This is a genomic window from Lacisediminihabitans sp. (assembly GCF_036404185.1).
GTDB lineage: Bacteria > Actinomycetota > Actinomycetes > Actinomycetales > Microbacteriaceae > Lacisediminihabitans.
The window spans coordinates 1-11,471 of the sequence record NZ_DASWPB010000009.1 but is presented as its reverse complement, the minus strand read 5'-3'; the positions used below and the strand labels follow the sequence as shown (position 1 = coordinate 11,471).

The following is an 11,471-nucleotide window of genomic DNA, read 5'->3' as shown; positions in this document are numbered from 1 at the left end:
AGAGGCGAGAAACCGACCCTCTCCCTTGCACCAAGAGTGTCCTGCAATCACATTCCACAGAAGCTGCCACAGCAAACAACTTCTGCTCTTGAACTATATAACGGTCAGATAACGAAGCGCTAGTTACCAAACTGTTATTTTTCTGAGAACAACCGATGTCTTCGCCCAGGAAGCCGCCGAGCGGTCAGCTCAGGATGTGGATGTCGTCGATCGAGATCTCGACGCTGACGATGTTCAACTCCGTGTGTCGCCCCAGTGCCTCGAGGATGGCGAGGCGCATCGATCCGGCGAGCTCCGGCAGGCCTTCCCCCCAGGCCGCCGAGATCGAGACCCGGACGATGATGGGCCCGCCGGCCCGGTCGAGGTCGCCGACGACGGCACATCGCCCGACCAGCGCTCTACCGGTCTCGTCGACCGCGGTGCGGATCAGCCAGCGCACGGCGCCCTCCGACCGGGCGGCGGTGCCGGTCAGATCGAGCTGTCCGAATCGGGCGAGGGCCTGCCGTCTCACGCCGCCGATCACCCGTGACATCCAGGGATCGTCATGGTCTCTCTCCTCCTGGGCCTTCGCCTCGAGCAGTGCCCACGCAGCGGCCCGCAACCGAGCGAGAGTCGAGAGGGCACGGCGACAGCCCGGGGAATCCTCGATGCTCGGATCGCGAGGGCTTCTTCCCGCGTCGAGGTAATCGGACAGCTCGTCCATCGTGTGACCGTCGAGATCGTCGCGCTCGACACCGCCGACCGTGTCGGTCGTCATCGCCAGGCCTCCATTTCGTGAACCAGGCTGTGGCGAGCCCTGGCCAGCTGTCCCCGGACGGTGGACGGGGGCAGACCGAGCTGGTCCGCTATCTCGTCGTAGGACGAGCCGCCCACCTCTCTCATCACCCAGCATCGATGCTGGGTGGCGGGAAGTCGGTTGAGAGCAGCCACAAGGGCCTCCATCTCGAGGTGGTCTTCCACGACGCGCGCGGTCGACCGGTTCTCGGATGCCGGCAGGTCCCACGTCGGGATGTCGGTGTGCCGAGGGCGCGCCCGGATGCGGTCGATGGCTCGGTTGGTGACGATGCGCATGAGCCAGGCTCTCACCGATGCCCCGTCGGCGACATCGGCCATCCTCTGCCAGGCCAGAAGGAAGGCATCCTGCACCACGTCGTCGGATTCTCCGGTGGACCCGAGGAGCTTGGCGGCGTATGCCCGCATCAGTGGACCGTGACGCCGAACGAGCACCTCGAAGGAGGCGACGTCCCCATCGACGATCCGGGCGGCCAGGATGGCATCGGATGCCCTCGAAAGGGGACTCCGGTCATCGTCGTTCGGCGCCGATCTCACAGTGTTCACACAAACTTTCCGCTGCGGCGTGACGTTTTGTCGATCCAACCCGTCTTACTGATGACTATTGCACAACCACATCCGGCGTTGATCCGATCCTGAACCGGTGCCGTCACGACAAGGAGCACGTTCTCATGGCCAAGGTCATCACCCCAGCCGAAACCACCACCACCACCGCGATCGCCAGTGCGGGAGCCGGAACCACGGTCATCGTCGACAGCGTCATCGCCAAGGTCGCCGGCATCGCCGCGCGCGAGATCCCCGGCGTGTACGCCCTCGGCGGCGGCGCGGCGAGGGCCATCGGCGCGATTCGCGACGCCATCAACCAGACCGACCTTACCCAGGGCATCAGCGTCGAGGTCGGCGAGACACAGGTCGCCGTCGACATCTCCATCGTCGCCGAATATCCGACCCCGTTGCAGACCGTGGCCGACAATGTGCGCTCGGCCATCTACGCCGCGATTCAGGGCCTCATCGGCATGCAGGTCACCGAGGTCAACGTCACCATCAACGACGTCCACATCCCGTCCGACGACGATGTCGCCACCACGGCCGACGCCAAGGCTCGTGTCCAGTGAGCCACACGGTCACCGGGATCGCCGTCGGCGCGGTCCTCGCGCTCAGTTGGATCACGCTCGGATTCTGGGCCTTCCTCTTCGTCGCCGTTGCCATGGCGCTCGGCGCGCTCGTCGCTCGCATCATCGACGGCAAGCTCGATCTGCGAACGCTCGCCGACGCGTTCAGGGGCAAGCGTTCCTCCTCATGACCATCGCGACGACCGACGCCGTCCACGGCCGCACCGAGATCGCCTCGCGAGCGCTACGCCGACTGATCTCGACCATCACCGCCGAGACGATGGGCGTGGCCGCGCATCAGGTCGGTGTTGAGCTCTCGGATGACAATGGCCTGCTCGGAGTGACCGCTTCGACTCCGGTCCGGGTGCGTTCGCTCGCAACGGCCCATCCGGACGACGAGCATTCCCTGCTCGACCGCGCCGCCTCCGCGCAGACCATCATCCGGGACAGGATGCTCGAACTCGCCGGTTCGTCCGTCGGCTTCGTGAGACTGCGCCTGACCGGCGCGGAGATCCGTGCGGAGGCGAGGGTTCGATGACGTCCACCCCGGTCCTGTATCGGCGGATCCTCCGTCGCGAGACCCATTCGCCCCGCGCCGTCGTGGCGATGGTGCTCGCCGTGTTGCTCGTCCTGGTCGCCGCCTGGATCGGCCTGGAATCGGTACTCGCCCTGCTGGGAGTCCCGCCGCTGCTGGTCTCACCGGCCGGCGTTCTGGCGAGCATCCTTGCGCTCCCCGTCGCCGTTGCGCGCCCCGCACTCACCACCGCCGGTGTTGTAGTCGCGCTGATCGGCCTGCTTCTGATCCTGTACGCCGTGCTTCCCGGCCGGCGGGCCAACCACCACGGTGAGATCACCCGCACCGCCATGGTGGTGGACAACCGGGTCATCGCCTCCGTGCTGGCGCGTCGCGCCTCCCACGCCGGCGACGTGGACCCCGACAGGGTGGTCGCCTCCGTCGGTCATCGCCATGCCGAGGTGCGGATCCGTCCCCGCTCCGGGTGGGTGCTCGATCGTGAGGCGATCGACGAGGCGGTCGCCGCCGAGATCCTTCGCCTCGGGCTCGTCCCCGGGTTGGACCACACCGTGGTCATCGAATCGGCGGGGACGGTGGAGGCATGAACAACACCAATCGTGTTCTCAATCGCACCGGCATCCTCCTCATCGGGGTGGTCCTGACCGCCGTCGGTGGATTCGTCGCCGGTGCCTCGCTGGTCGCCGACTGGCTGGATGCCTGGAAAGCCTGGACGAAAGAGTTCGCCGCGTGGAGCGGGCGCCTGATCGACTCCACCCCGTTCGCCGACACCGGCCACAGCTGGATCCTCCTCGCGGTGGTAGCGCTCGCCATCATCGCCATCGTGCTGCTGATGGTCGCCGTCTTCCGACAGGGACGCGGACGCACCGCAATCCTCGTGACCGAGCAGAACGAGGCAGGCGGAATCGCGGTCGACTCGTCCGTCGCGGAGGAGAGCATCCGCGAGGCGCTGAAGGGTCATCCCGACCTGGTCTCCGTTCGAGTCACGACCTACCGGGTGCGCGATGCCTCGGTGATCGGCATTTCGGTGAACACCAGACGAGGCATCTCGCCGACCGAGGTTCGGGCGGCCATCGACCGGGTCGTCGACCGATGGGATGCGGTTCTCGGTCGTGAGCTTCCCGTGGTGATCAGTCTTCACGGTGGGATCCCCAGCCGTCTCGCCAAGACGACGAGGCTGTCCGAACCGATGCCTTGACCGCGACGGCGACCCGTGTACCGTCGTCGACACCATCCCCGGAAAACGAAAAAGAAAGCAACAAGGAGCACACCATGAGCGCATCGGACAAGATCAAGAACGCCGCCCAGGACGTCAAGGGCAAGACCGAAGAAGCCGCGGGCAAGGCGACCGACAATGACCGGTTGACCGCAGAGGGTCAGACCGATCAGACCAAGGCAAACCTGAAGAAAGCGGGCGAGAACGTCAAGGACGCATTCAAGTAGGCGGCCTCAGCCATGAGGCGTCTCTAGAAGACGTCGGGGCTCGGCGTCGTCGTGTGCCGGATGGAGACATCCGCGTGCCGATCGAATCGGTAGCCGACGCCCCGCACGGTGCGGACGATGTCCTCGTACGAGCCGAGCTTCGAGCGCAGTCGACGAACGTGCACGTCGATGGTGCGCTCGTTCGGGGCGTCGTCGTCGCCCACCGCCCAGAGGGACGAGATCAGTTCGGCGCGGTCGATCGTGCGGCCCTCGCGCAGCACGAGGTACTGCAGCAGCTCGAATTCCTTGTAGGTAAGAGCCGCCGTCTCGCCGTCGAGAAGGAGGCGCTTGCGCGAGAGGTCGATGACGACCCCGCCCCGCGGCTTCTCCTCGATGTCCGTCTGCTGCCGGTGCTTGGCCAGGGCGGACGGGTCCTGGAGGGCCAGGCGTACCACCTCGACGTCGCGTCCGCCCGCGCCCTGCGGGGCGAGGGCGACGGCCGCGTAGGTCTCCGACGCGGGCACGAGCTCCGCGGTCAGCTTCTTGAGCGCCTCGACGAGGCGGCCGAGATCGGTGCCGGCCGCGGCGGCCTTGGCATCGTCGACGCCGACGTAGAGCACAAAACCACGGGCCTCCGTGCCGGTGGGGACGGCGCGGATGCGGGCCGGCGCGTCGGGGGCGGCGGGGGACTCGGATGCCGGAGCCGCCGGGGCGACGGGAGTGAGGCGGCGAGCGGGACGAACGAGGTCAACGGTTGCGAGAGACATGAGTCGAATTCCTTGGGAGGGGTGAAGGGCCTCTAATGATGAGGGTGTGATCCTTCGGGATGCTTCTGGTGGTGCGGTAAAAGACGTCGCCCGTTATGAGGAGCTGACATCCGGGAGTCCCTGTTCTCTCAGGGGAGATGGGGGACTCGACAAGGATTGGCCGATTAGGCACACATTCGACAACACATGACGACGCCTGCCGGCATCATCACGCCGGCAGTCCTTGAGGCCCGAGGGGCGGTCAGGGAATGCACGTTCACAGTCATGGTTCAACTATCTGGTACAACACGGAGCAATGTCAAGCAGCCCGTGCAGTGGAACCGGTCTAGACCGTCCCGTACAGCCGGTCGCCGGCGTCGCCGAGCCCGGGGACGATGTAGCCGAGCTCGTTGAGCTTCTCGTCCAGGGCGCCGACGACGATGGTGACCTCACGGCCCTTCGTCGCCTCCTCGATCGCGGCAAGCCCCTCGGGGGCGGCGATGAGGCAGATGGCCGTGACATCGACGGCACCGCGGTCGAAGAGGTACTCGATGGCCGCGAGCAGAGAGCCACCGGTCGCGAGCATGGGGTCGAGAACAAAGCACTGCCGGTTGGAGAGGTCTTCCGGCAGGCGTTCCGCGTAGATGTCCGGCTGAAGCGTCTCCTCGTTGCGCACCATGCCGAGGAATCCGACCTCGGCGGTGGGGACGAGCTTCACCATGCCCTCGAGCATCCCGAGACCGGCGCGAAGGATCGGGACCACGAGCGGCCGGGGATCGCTGATGGCCAGACCCCGCGCCGTCGCAACCGGCGTCTCGATGGTCACGGACTCGACGCGCACGTTCCGGGTGGCCTCGTAGGCGAGCAGGGTCACCAGTTCCTCCGCCAGTGCGCGGAACGTCGGCGACGAGGTCGTCTTGTCACGTAGCACCGTGAGTTTGTGGGTGACGAGAGGATGGTCGGCTACGTGGACTCGCATAGGCTCAATCTATCTTGTCGCGGCTCTATCGGGAGGTGACCGTGCCGGTCCCGGCGCTGTACACGGAGCGGATGCTCGAGGCGGTCGCCAGCGCGCGGCTGGCCGTGGAGCATGGGGACGTTCCGGTGGCCGCGATCGTGCTCGACGCATCCGGGGTACCGATCGGTGCGGGACGCAACGAGCGCGAGCTGCGGCAGGACCCGACGGCCCATGCGGAGATCCTGGCGCTTCGCTCGGCGGCCGAGGCCCGGGGCGACTGGCACCTGACCGACACCACGCTCGTGGTCACCCTCGAGCCCTGCCCGATGTGCGCGGGGGCGATCCTCGCGGCGCGGATCCCGGTCGTCGTGTTCGGCGCCTGGGACGAGAAGGCCGGGGCGGCCGGCTCCGTCTACGACCTGTTGCGGGACCGGCGGCTGCCGCACCGCGTCGAGGTGTTCGCCGGCGTCGAGGAAGAGGCGTGCGCGGCGGTGCTCACCGACTTCTTCCGCTCGGCCAGGACCGAGCTCTGAGCGGTCTCGGCTTCTCGACCCGCTGACCTGATCTGGCGGCGGGGAAAACGTCCTCGCGGCGGGCGATGCGGCTGATGGCGGCGGAGTAATCAGCTCACGGAGGGAGTTGTAACTCCCGCCGCGAGGAGTTTTGCCCGCCGCGGGCCGGATGGGCGCCGGAGCCAGATCAGTCCGACGCCTTGATGATGATGGCGGCCGTCGACGGGTTCGCCTGGCCGGGCGGCGCGTAGACGTCCGGCTCGATGTAGATCACCCTCGCGATCGGGACCGCCTGGCGCACCCGGGCCTCGAGCGCGTCGATGGCGGTTGCGACGTCCGCGAGCCTCTTCTTCCGGGGGAAGGCGACCTTGGCGGCGAGGAGGAGCTCCTCCGGTCCGAGGTAGAGGGTCCTCATGTGGATGAGCGCCTCGACGTCGGGATCGGCGTTGATCGCGGTCCGGATACGTTCGACATCCGCCGCGGAGGCGCCCTCGCCGACCAGCAGGCTCTTGGTCTCGATGCCGAGGATGACGGCGACGGCGACGAGCAGCACGCCGATCGCGATGGTTCCGCTCGCGTCGAAGGCGCCGTTGCCGGTGATGAGAGTGAGCACGACGCCGACGAAGGCGAAGACCAGACCGGTGAGCGCCGCCACGTCCTCGAGCAGCACGACCGGCAGCTCAGGCGCCTTGGCGTGCCGGATGAACGCGAACCAGCCCTCCTTGCCCCTGCTGTGGTTGGACTCCCTGACCGCGGTGCGCAGCGAGAATCCCTCGAGACCCATCGAGATGACCAGCACGGCGATGGGAAGCCAGGCGTTCTCCAGTGCGTGCGGGTGCTCCAGCTTGTTGATGCCCTCATAGAGCGAGAAGACACCGCCCACGCTGAACAGGATGATCGACACCACGAAGGCGTAGACGTATCGCTCGCGTCCGTAGCCGAATGGATGCTGCGCATCCGCCTGCTTTCTCGAGGCGGAGCCGCCGCGCAGAAGCAGCAGCTGGTTGCCGGTGTCGGCGACGGAGTGCACGGCCTCGCCGAGCATGGAACTCGAGCCGGAGAGGCCCCAGGCGATGAACTTGGCGATGGCGATCCCGAGGTTGGCGGACATCGCTGCGATGATTGCCTTGGTGCCACCCTGTGTGCTCATGCGTCAATCCTAGGATGAGCACATGACTACCCTTCCTACGATTTCCATCCTCGGCGCGGGCTCCATGGGGGGCGCGATTCTCAGCGGCCTCCTGCACCCCTCTGTCACGGTCGAGGGGGGCATCCGGGTCACCAATCGCACCGAGACCAAGGCCGCCCCGCTGCGGGCCGAGGGAGTCGTCTCCTTCGCGCTGGAGACCGAGCCGTCGGCGAACCTGCGCGCGGTGGCCGGCGCCCGGATCGTGCTCGTCGGCGTCAAGCCGGCAATGGTGCCCGACCTGCTGCGGGAGATCGCCCCGGCCCTGAACGAGGACGCCATCGTGGTGAGCATCGCCGCGGGCGTGACGACGGCCACGATGGAGCAGCTGGTTCCCGGGGTCGTCCTGCGCGCGATGCCGAACACACCCGCCCTGGTGCGCCGCGGGGTCACCGGCCTCAGCGCCGGCTCGCGCGCATCCGCCGCCGACCTGGCGCTGGCGCGGCGCCTCTTCGAGACCGTCGGCGAGGTGATCGAACTCCCGGAGGACAGGATCGACGCCCTCAGCACGATCTCCGGCTCCGGTCCCGCCTATGTGTTCTACCTGATCGAGCAGCTGACCCGGACGGCGGTGGCGATGGGCTTCGACGAAGAGCAGGCGGCCACGATGGTCGGCGACACCTTCCTCGGTGCGACAGAGTTGCTCCGCGCCTCGGGTGAGAGCCCGGCTGAGCTGCGGCGGCGGGTGACCAGTCCGAAGGGAACGACCGAGCGGGCGATCGCCGAGCTGGAGCGGGCCGACCTCGCCGCCCTCTTCGGCAGGGCGACCGCAGCAGCACTCGCCAGGGCCAGGGAACTGGCGGCCGGTTGACCGGGCGCCCATAAGGGGCGGGCGCTAGCCTGGTGCCATGGCTGACATTTTTGACGTGATCGCGGATGCGACCCGGCGCGACCTGCTGCAGGTTCTTCTCGAGCGTTACGTGTCAACCGATTCGGAGGCGGGGGAGATCAGCGTCGGCGAGATCGTCGAGAAACTGGGCATCAGCCAGCCGACGGTCTCCAAGCACCTGAGGGTGCTCCGCGACCACGGTCTCGTCACGGTGCGCGAAGAGGGCCAGCACCGCTTCTATTGCATCGACACGAGCCCGCTCGAGGATCTCGAGGACTGGCTCATCCCCTTCCTCAGCGCCGATTTCGAGGGCGTGCCGGACAGCTCCTCGACGGTGTTCGCCGCCTGGTCGGGCGTTGCCGTCCCCGAGCCGATCCGCCGCGCCGCCGAGACCCTGCAGAGCCCGTCTGAGGCCGGTGCCGCCGTCGGACGGGCCGCCGCCGCGGCCTCCTTCCAGGCCAGGAACGCGCTGCAGGATGCCTCCCACGAGGTCGAGCGGCGCGTGATCGAACCCCTCAAGAAACGGCTCTCTCGCAAAGAGGGAAAATAGCCGGTTGCTAGCGTGCCCCATTAGCCCCTACAGTTACCGATTAGCACTCGTGTAACACCGGGGCGAGTGCGCCGTTCCCTCGGAACGTCAACAACATAAGGGGCACAGTCGATATGGCACGCGATCTCTCGGAGGTGCGCTTCCTGACTGTCGCCGAGGTCGCCGACATGATGCGGGTCTCGAAGATGACCGTCTACCGTCTCGTCCACTCCGGCGAGCTTCCGGCCATCCGCTTCGGCCGGTCGTTCCGGGTCCCGGAGTCTGCGGTGCTGGCGGCCATCGATCCGCACGTCGAGGACGTGGGCTGAGGCCTTCGCATCCGGTCAGCCGGCGACTGGTTCGCCGCGAGACACCTGGGCGGGTAAGATGGCCCGAGGCAATTTTTCCGCGGTTCCGAACGGACCCGGTCGTCTGTTCACGAATCAGTGATGCCAGAATTTATTATGAGGTGCGTATGGGTTCCGTAATCAAGAAGCGTCGCAAGCGCATGGCGAAGAAGAAGCACCGCAAGCTGCTTCGCAAGACTCGCCACCAGCGTCGCAACAAGAAGTAGGTCGCGAGACCTGCTTGCGTGAGCGCCGGGCCTATCGGGCCTGGCGCTTTTTGTCGCCCCTGCGCACCCGTCGTCCCTCGCGGCGCACGCGCGCCCTCGCAGAACGGATGCTCGCCGGGTCGAGCTTCATGACCGACCATCCGTTTTCCCGGGCGACGGTGAGGAGCTTGGCGTCAGGGTTGACCACGACGCGATGACCGACGAGCTGGAGCAGCGGCAGGTCATTGCTGGAGTCGGAGTACGCCCAGCATTCCGAGAGGTCCGCTCCCAGTCGCGAGACCAGTTCGTTCGCGGCGACGACCTTGCGCTCGCCGTGCAGGATCGGTCCCTCCAACTCGCCCGTGAGCACCCCGTCCTTCGATCGCAGGGTGGTGCCGAGCGCGCCGGTGAGCCCGAGCCGCGTCGCGATCACGGAGGCGATGTCGACCGGCGCCGCGGTGATGAGCCACACCTCGTGGCCGCGGGCGAGATGCTCCCGGGTCAGTTCCACCGTCTCCGGCCAGAGCCGGCTCTCCAGGTCGTGCTCGTAGATGTCCTCCGCCAGATCCTTCAGCGCGCCGGACGGATGGCCCTTGGCGACGAGCAGGGCGCGCTCCTGGGCGCTGTGGATGTGCTCCTTGTTTTCACCCACCGCCATGAACCGGGCCTGCTGCCAGCTGAACAGCAGGAGGTCGCGCAGGCCGACGTAACCGCGCCGCCAAGCGGCCCGGCTGACGTGGTAAACGCTGGCGCCCTGCAACAGCGTGTTGTCCACGTCGAAAAAGGCGACGACGGGCCGATCGCTGTGTACCGCTGCGTGCTCTGCTGCTGGCATCACCGTCGATGATAGTCGCCGAAGCATCCGTTCTCCGGCGTCCCGGACCGGGATACGCTGGGAGGGTGCCGACCGCCGCTCTGACCCTCATCGGGAAGCCCGACTGCCACCTGTGCGACACCGCGAGGGAGGTGGTCGCCGCCGTCATCGCCGACCTGGAGGGCGAGGCATCCGCCCCGACCGTCACCCTCGAGGAGCTGTCGATCTACGACGACCCGGCGCTGCTGGACCGGTATGCCGAGGAGATCCCCGTGCTGCTGGTGAACGGCAGGGTGCACACCATCTGGCGCGTCGACCCCGTGAGACTGCGCGCCGCCCTACTGGAGGTCTGATCGTGCTGAGACATGTCGTGTCGTGGAAGCTCAAGGCCGAGGACGTCGCCGCCAAGGCGGAGGACTCGGCGAGGATCAGCGCGGCGCTGCAGACGCTCCCCGCGGTGATCCCCGAGATCCGCAGCCTGACCGTCGGTTCGAACGCCGCCTACCCCGAGACCAACTGGGATCTCGTGCTGATCGCCGACTACGACGACGCCGCGGCCCTCGACGTGTACCAGAACCACCCGGAGCACCGGAAGGTCGTCGCGATCATCGAACCGCTCGTGGCGGCGAGGGCGAACGTCGACTTTCTGATCTAGTCGCGCAGCTTGGCGGCGGCCTCCGCCTCGGCGCGGGACGAGTAGACGGGCTCGTCCAGCACGAAGGCGAGGCTCTCGTCCGGATCGACCAACAGCAGGTCGGTCGGCTCCTCGGCCGCCTGGAAGTCGGCGGCGACCAGCGGCTCGCTGTTGAGGTGAACCGTCAGCAGCCCGCTTCCGGTCTCGAGGCTGTCCACCTCGAGCGCGCCGATGGGCTTGCCCGATCGGTCGATGAGGTCCTGCACGGCCTGCCCGATCCCCTGACCGGCGGAGAGGAAGGCCTTCTCGTCGACGACGGTGTAGTCGTACCGGGTGCGAACCGTGAAGGTCAGCTCGTCGGACTCCGATTTCTCGTCGTCGACATCGTCCTCGTCGTACAGCTCGTCGAGGGCATCGCCGTATGCCGCGACGGCATCCCAGAGTTCGCGGTCGATCTCCGCGCTCGCATCGTCCTGGTCGTTCTCGCTCTCGAGCAGCTCGATGTGCTGGTCGAGGATCGCCTGCAGCGCTCGGCCCGCGTCGATCGCGGCGCGTCGGGGAGTGATGTCCATGTCCGTCACGGTAGCAGCCTGGTCGGCCCGCGGAACAGGTAGGTGACCTCGCGGAGGTTGGCCTGATGCAGCAGCAGCATGATGACGCGGCTGAGGCCCATGCCGAACCCGCCGTGCGGCGGCACCCCGTAGCGGAAGAAGTCGAGGTAGAAGTCGAGCTCCTCCGGGTCGAGGCCCTTGTCGACGGCCTGCGCGGTGAGCACGTCGACGCGATGCTCGCGCTGCGCGCCCGTGGAGATCTCGACGCCGTTGAAGATGAGGTCGTAGCTCTTGGTGATCG

Annotated in this window: 21 protein-coding genes; 13 read left to right on the top strand and 8 right to left on the bottom strand. The window is 67.3% G+C overall.

Annotation, left to right across the window (positions count from 1 at the left end):
• Positions 1-184 precede the first annotated feature (184 nt).
• Positions 185-757, bottom strand: a complete 573-nt coding sequence (locus VGC18_RS00620) for a hypothetical protein (protein WP_331093155.1) — start codon at positions 755-757, stop codon at positions 185-187.
• Positions 754-1,338, bottom strand: coding sequence for an RNA polymerase sigma factor (locus VGC18_RS00615; protein WP_331093153.1), 585 nt, complete (start codon positions 1,336-1,338; stop codon positions 754-756). Before VGC18_RS00615 ends, VGC18_RS00620 begins: the two co-directional genes overlap by 4 nt.
• 125 nt (positions 1,339-1,463) lie before the next feature.
• Between VGC18_RS00615 and VGC18_RS00610 the strand changes: the two genes are divergently transcribed.
• The 6 genes from VGC18_RS00610 to VGC18_RS00585 all read left to right on the top strand — a co-directional run bounded on the left by VGC18_RS00610 (position 1,464) and on the right by VGC18_RS00585 (position 3,879).
• Positions 1,464-1,907: an Asp23/Gls24 family envelope stress response protein gene (locus VGC18_RS00610; protein ID WP_331093151.1), complete on the top strand. Its 444-nt coding sequence runs from the start codon at positions 1,464-1,466 to the stop codon at positions 1,905-1,907.
• The gene (locus VGC18_RS00605; RefSeq protein WP_331093149.1) at positions 1,904-2,095 is read left to right on the top strand and encodes a DUF2273 domain-containing protein; all 192 of its coding nucleotides are present in this window, start codon (positions 1,904-1,906) and stop codon (positions 2,093-2,095) included. The genes VGC18_RS00610 and VGC18_RS00605 overlap by 4 nt, the downstream gene beginning before the upstream one ends.
• Positions 2,092-2,442 carry a hypothetical protein gene (locus VGC18_RS00600; RefSeq protein WP_331093147.1) on the top strand — a complete coding sequence of 117 codons (351 nt, stop codon included), beginning with the start codon at positions 2,092-2,094 and terminating at the stop codon, positions 2,440-2,442. Before VGC18_RS00605 ends, VGC18_RS00600 begins: the two co-directional genes overlap by 4 nt.
• Positions 2,439-3,023: a hypothetical protein gene (locus VGC18_RS00595; RefSeq protein ID WP_331093145.1), complete on the top strand. Its 585-nt coding sequence runs from the start codon at positions 2,439-2,441 to the stop codon at positions 3,021-3,023. Before VGC18_RS00600 ends, VGC18_RS00595 begins: the two co-directional genes overlap by 4 nt.
• Complete coding sequence (locus VGC18_RS00590) at positions 3,020-3,634, top strand: hypothetical protein (RefSeq protein WP_331093143.1); 615 nt, start codon at positions 3,020-3,022, stop codon at positions 3,632-3,634. The genes VGC18_RS00595 and VGC18_RS00590 overlap by 4 nt, the downstream gene beginning before the upstream one ends.
• A 74-nt stretch (positions 3,635-3,708) precedes the next feature.
• Positions 3,709-3,879, top strand: a complete 171-nt coding sequence (locus VGC18_RS00585) for a CsbD family protein (RefSeq protein WP_331093141.1) — start codon at positions 3,709-3,711, stop codon at positions 3,877-3,879.
• Between the two features lie 23 nt (positions 3,880-3,902).
• Here VGC18_RS00585 and VGC18_RS00580 read toward each other — a convergent pair whose 3' ends face one another.
• Together VGC18_RS00580 and upp are read right to left on the bottom strand one after the other, a co-directional pair.
• On the bottom strand, positions 3,903-4,625 hold the full coding sequence (locus tag VGC18_RS00580; protein WP_331093139.1) for a winged helix-turn-helix domain-containing protein: 723 nt from the start codon (positions 4,623-4,625) through the stop codon (positions 3,903-3,905).
• A gap of 325 nt (positions 4,626-4,950) precedes the next feature.
• Positions 4,951-5,583 carry a uracil phosphoribosyltransferase gene (gene upp, locus VGC18_RS00575; RefSeq protein ID WP_331093136.1) on the bottom strand — a complete coding sequence of 211 codons (633 nt, stop codon included), beginning with the start codon at positions 5,581-5,583 and terminating at the stop codon, positions 4,951-4,953.
• Between the two features lie 71 nt (positions 5,584-5,654).
• Here upp and VGC18_RS00570 point away from each other — a divergent pair, with 71 nt between their 5' ends.
• A complete protein-coding gene (locus tag VGC18_RS00570; RefSeq protein WP_331093157.1) occupies positions 5,655-6,095 on the top strand; it encodes a nucleoside deaminase in 441 nt (146 codons plus the stop codon).
• Positions 6,096-6,261: 166 nt separating this feature from the next.
• Here the strand turns inward: VGC18_RS00570 and VGC18_RS00565 are convergent, their stop codons facing one another.
• Positions 6,262-7,224 (bottom strand): cation diffusion facilitator family transporter, encoded by a 963-nt coding sequence (locus VGC18_RS00565; protein WP_331093134.1) that lies wholly within the window; start codon positions 7,222-7,224, stop codon positions 6,262-6,264.
• A gap of 22 nt (positions 7,225-7,246) precedes the next feature.
• Between VGC18_RS00565 and proC the strand changes: the two genes are divergently transcribed.
• The 4 genes from proC to VGC18_RS00545 all read left to right on the top strand — a co-directional run bounded on the left by proC (position 7,247) and on the right by VGC18_RS00545 (position 9,192).
• The gene (proC, locus tag VGC18_RS00560) at positions 7,247-8,071 is read left to right on the top strand and encodes a pyrroline-5-carboxylate reductase (RefSeq protein ID WP_331093132.1); all 825 of its coding nucleotides are present in this window, start codon (positions 7,247-7,249) and stop codon (positions 8,069-8,071) included.
• 37 nt (positions 8,072-8,108) lie between these two features.
• Positions 8,109-8,639: a metalloregulator ArsR/SmtB family transcription factor gene (locus VGC18_RS00555; RefSeq protein ID WP_331093130.1), complete on the top strand. Its 531-nt coding sequence runs from the start codon at positions 8,109-8,111 to the stop codon at positions 8,637-8,639.
• 113 nt (positions 8,640-8,752) lie between these two features.
• Positions 8,753-8,947 (top strand): helix-turn-helix domain-containing protein, encoded by a 195-nt coding sequence (locus VGC18_RS00550; protein WP_331093128.1) that lies wholly within the window; start codon positions 8,753-8,755, stop codon positions 8,945-8,947.
• A gap of 146 nt (positions 8,948-9,093) precedes the next feature.
• Entirely contained in the window at positions 9,094-9,192 is a 99-nt protein-coding gene (locus tag VGC18_RS00545; RefSeq protein ID WP_003792170.1) for a 30S ribosomal protein bS22, read from the top strand.
• 31 nt (positions 9,193-9,223) lie between these two features.
• Here the strand turns inward: VGC18_RS00545 and VGC18_RS00540 are convergent, their stop codons facing one another.
• Complete coding sequence (locus tag VGC18_RS00540) at positions 9,224-10,006, bottom strand: HAD family hydrolase (protein ID WP_331093124.1); 783 nt, start codon at positions 10,004-10,006, stop codon at positions 9,224-9,226.
• A 65-nt stretch (positions 10,007-10,071) separates the two neighbouring features.
• Here VGC18_RS00540 and VGC18_RS00535 point away from each other — a divergent pair, with 65 nt between their 5' ends.
• Together VGC18_RS00535 and VGC18_RS00530 are read left to right on the top strand one after the other, a co-directional pair.
• Positions 10,072-10,338 (top strand): glutaredoxin family protein, encoded by a 267-nt coding sequence (locus tag VGC18_RS00535; RefSeq protein WP_331093122.1) that lies wholly within the window; start codon positions 10,072-10,074, stop codon positions 10,336-10,338.
• Positions 10,339-10,340: 2 nt separating this feature from the next.
• A complete protein-coding gene (locus VGC18_RS00530; RefSeq protein WP_331093120.1) occupies positions 10,341-10,640 on the top strand; it encodes a Dabb family protein in 300 nt (99 codons plus the stop codon).
• Here VGC18_RS00530 and VGC18_RS00525 read toward each other — a convergent pair.
• Entirely contained in the window at positions 10,637-11,191 is a 555-nt protein-coding gene (locus tag VGC18_RS00525) for a hypothetical protein (protein ID WP_331093118.1), read from the bottom strand. The genes VGC18_RS00530 and VGC18_RS00525 overlap by 4 nt on opposite strands.
• 5 nt (positions 11,192-11,196) lie before the next feature.
• On the bottom strand, positions 11,197-11,471 hold a 275-nt coding region (locus VGC18_RS00520), incomplete at its 5' end, for an amino acid--tRNA ligase-related protein (RefSeq protein ID WP_331093116.1).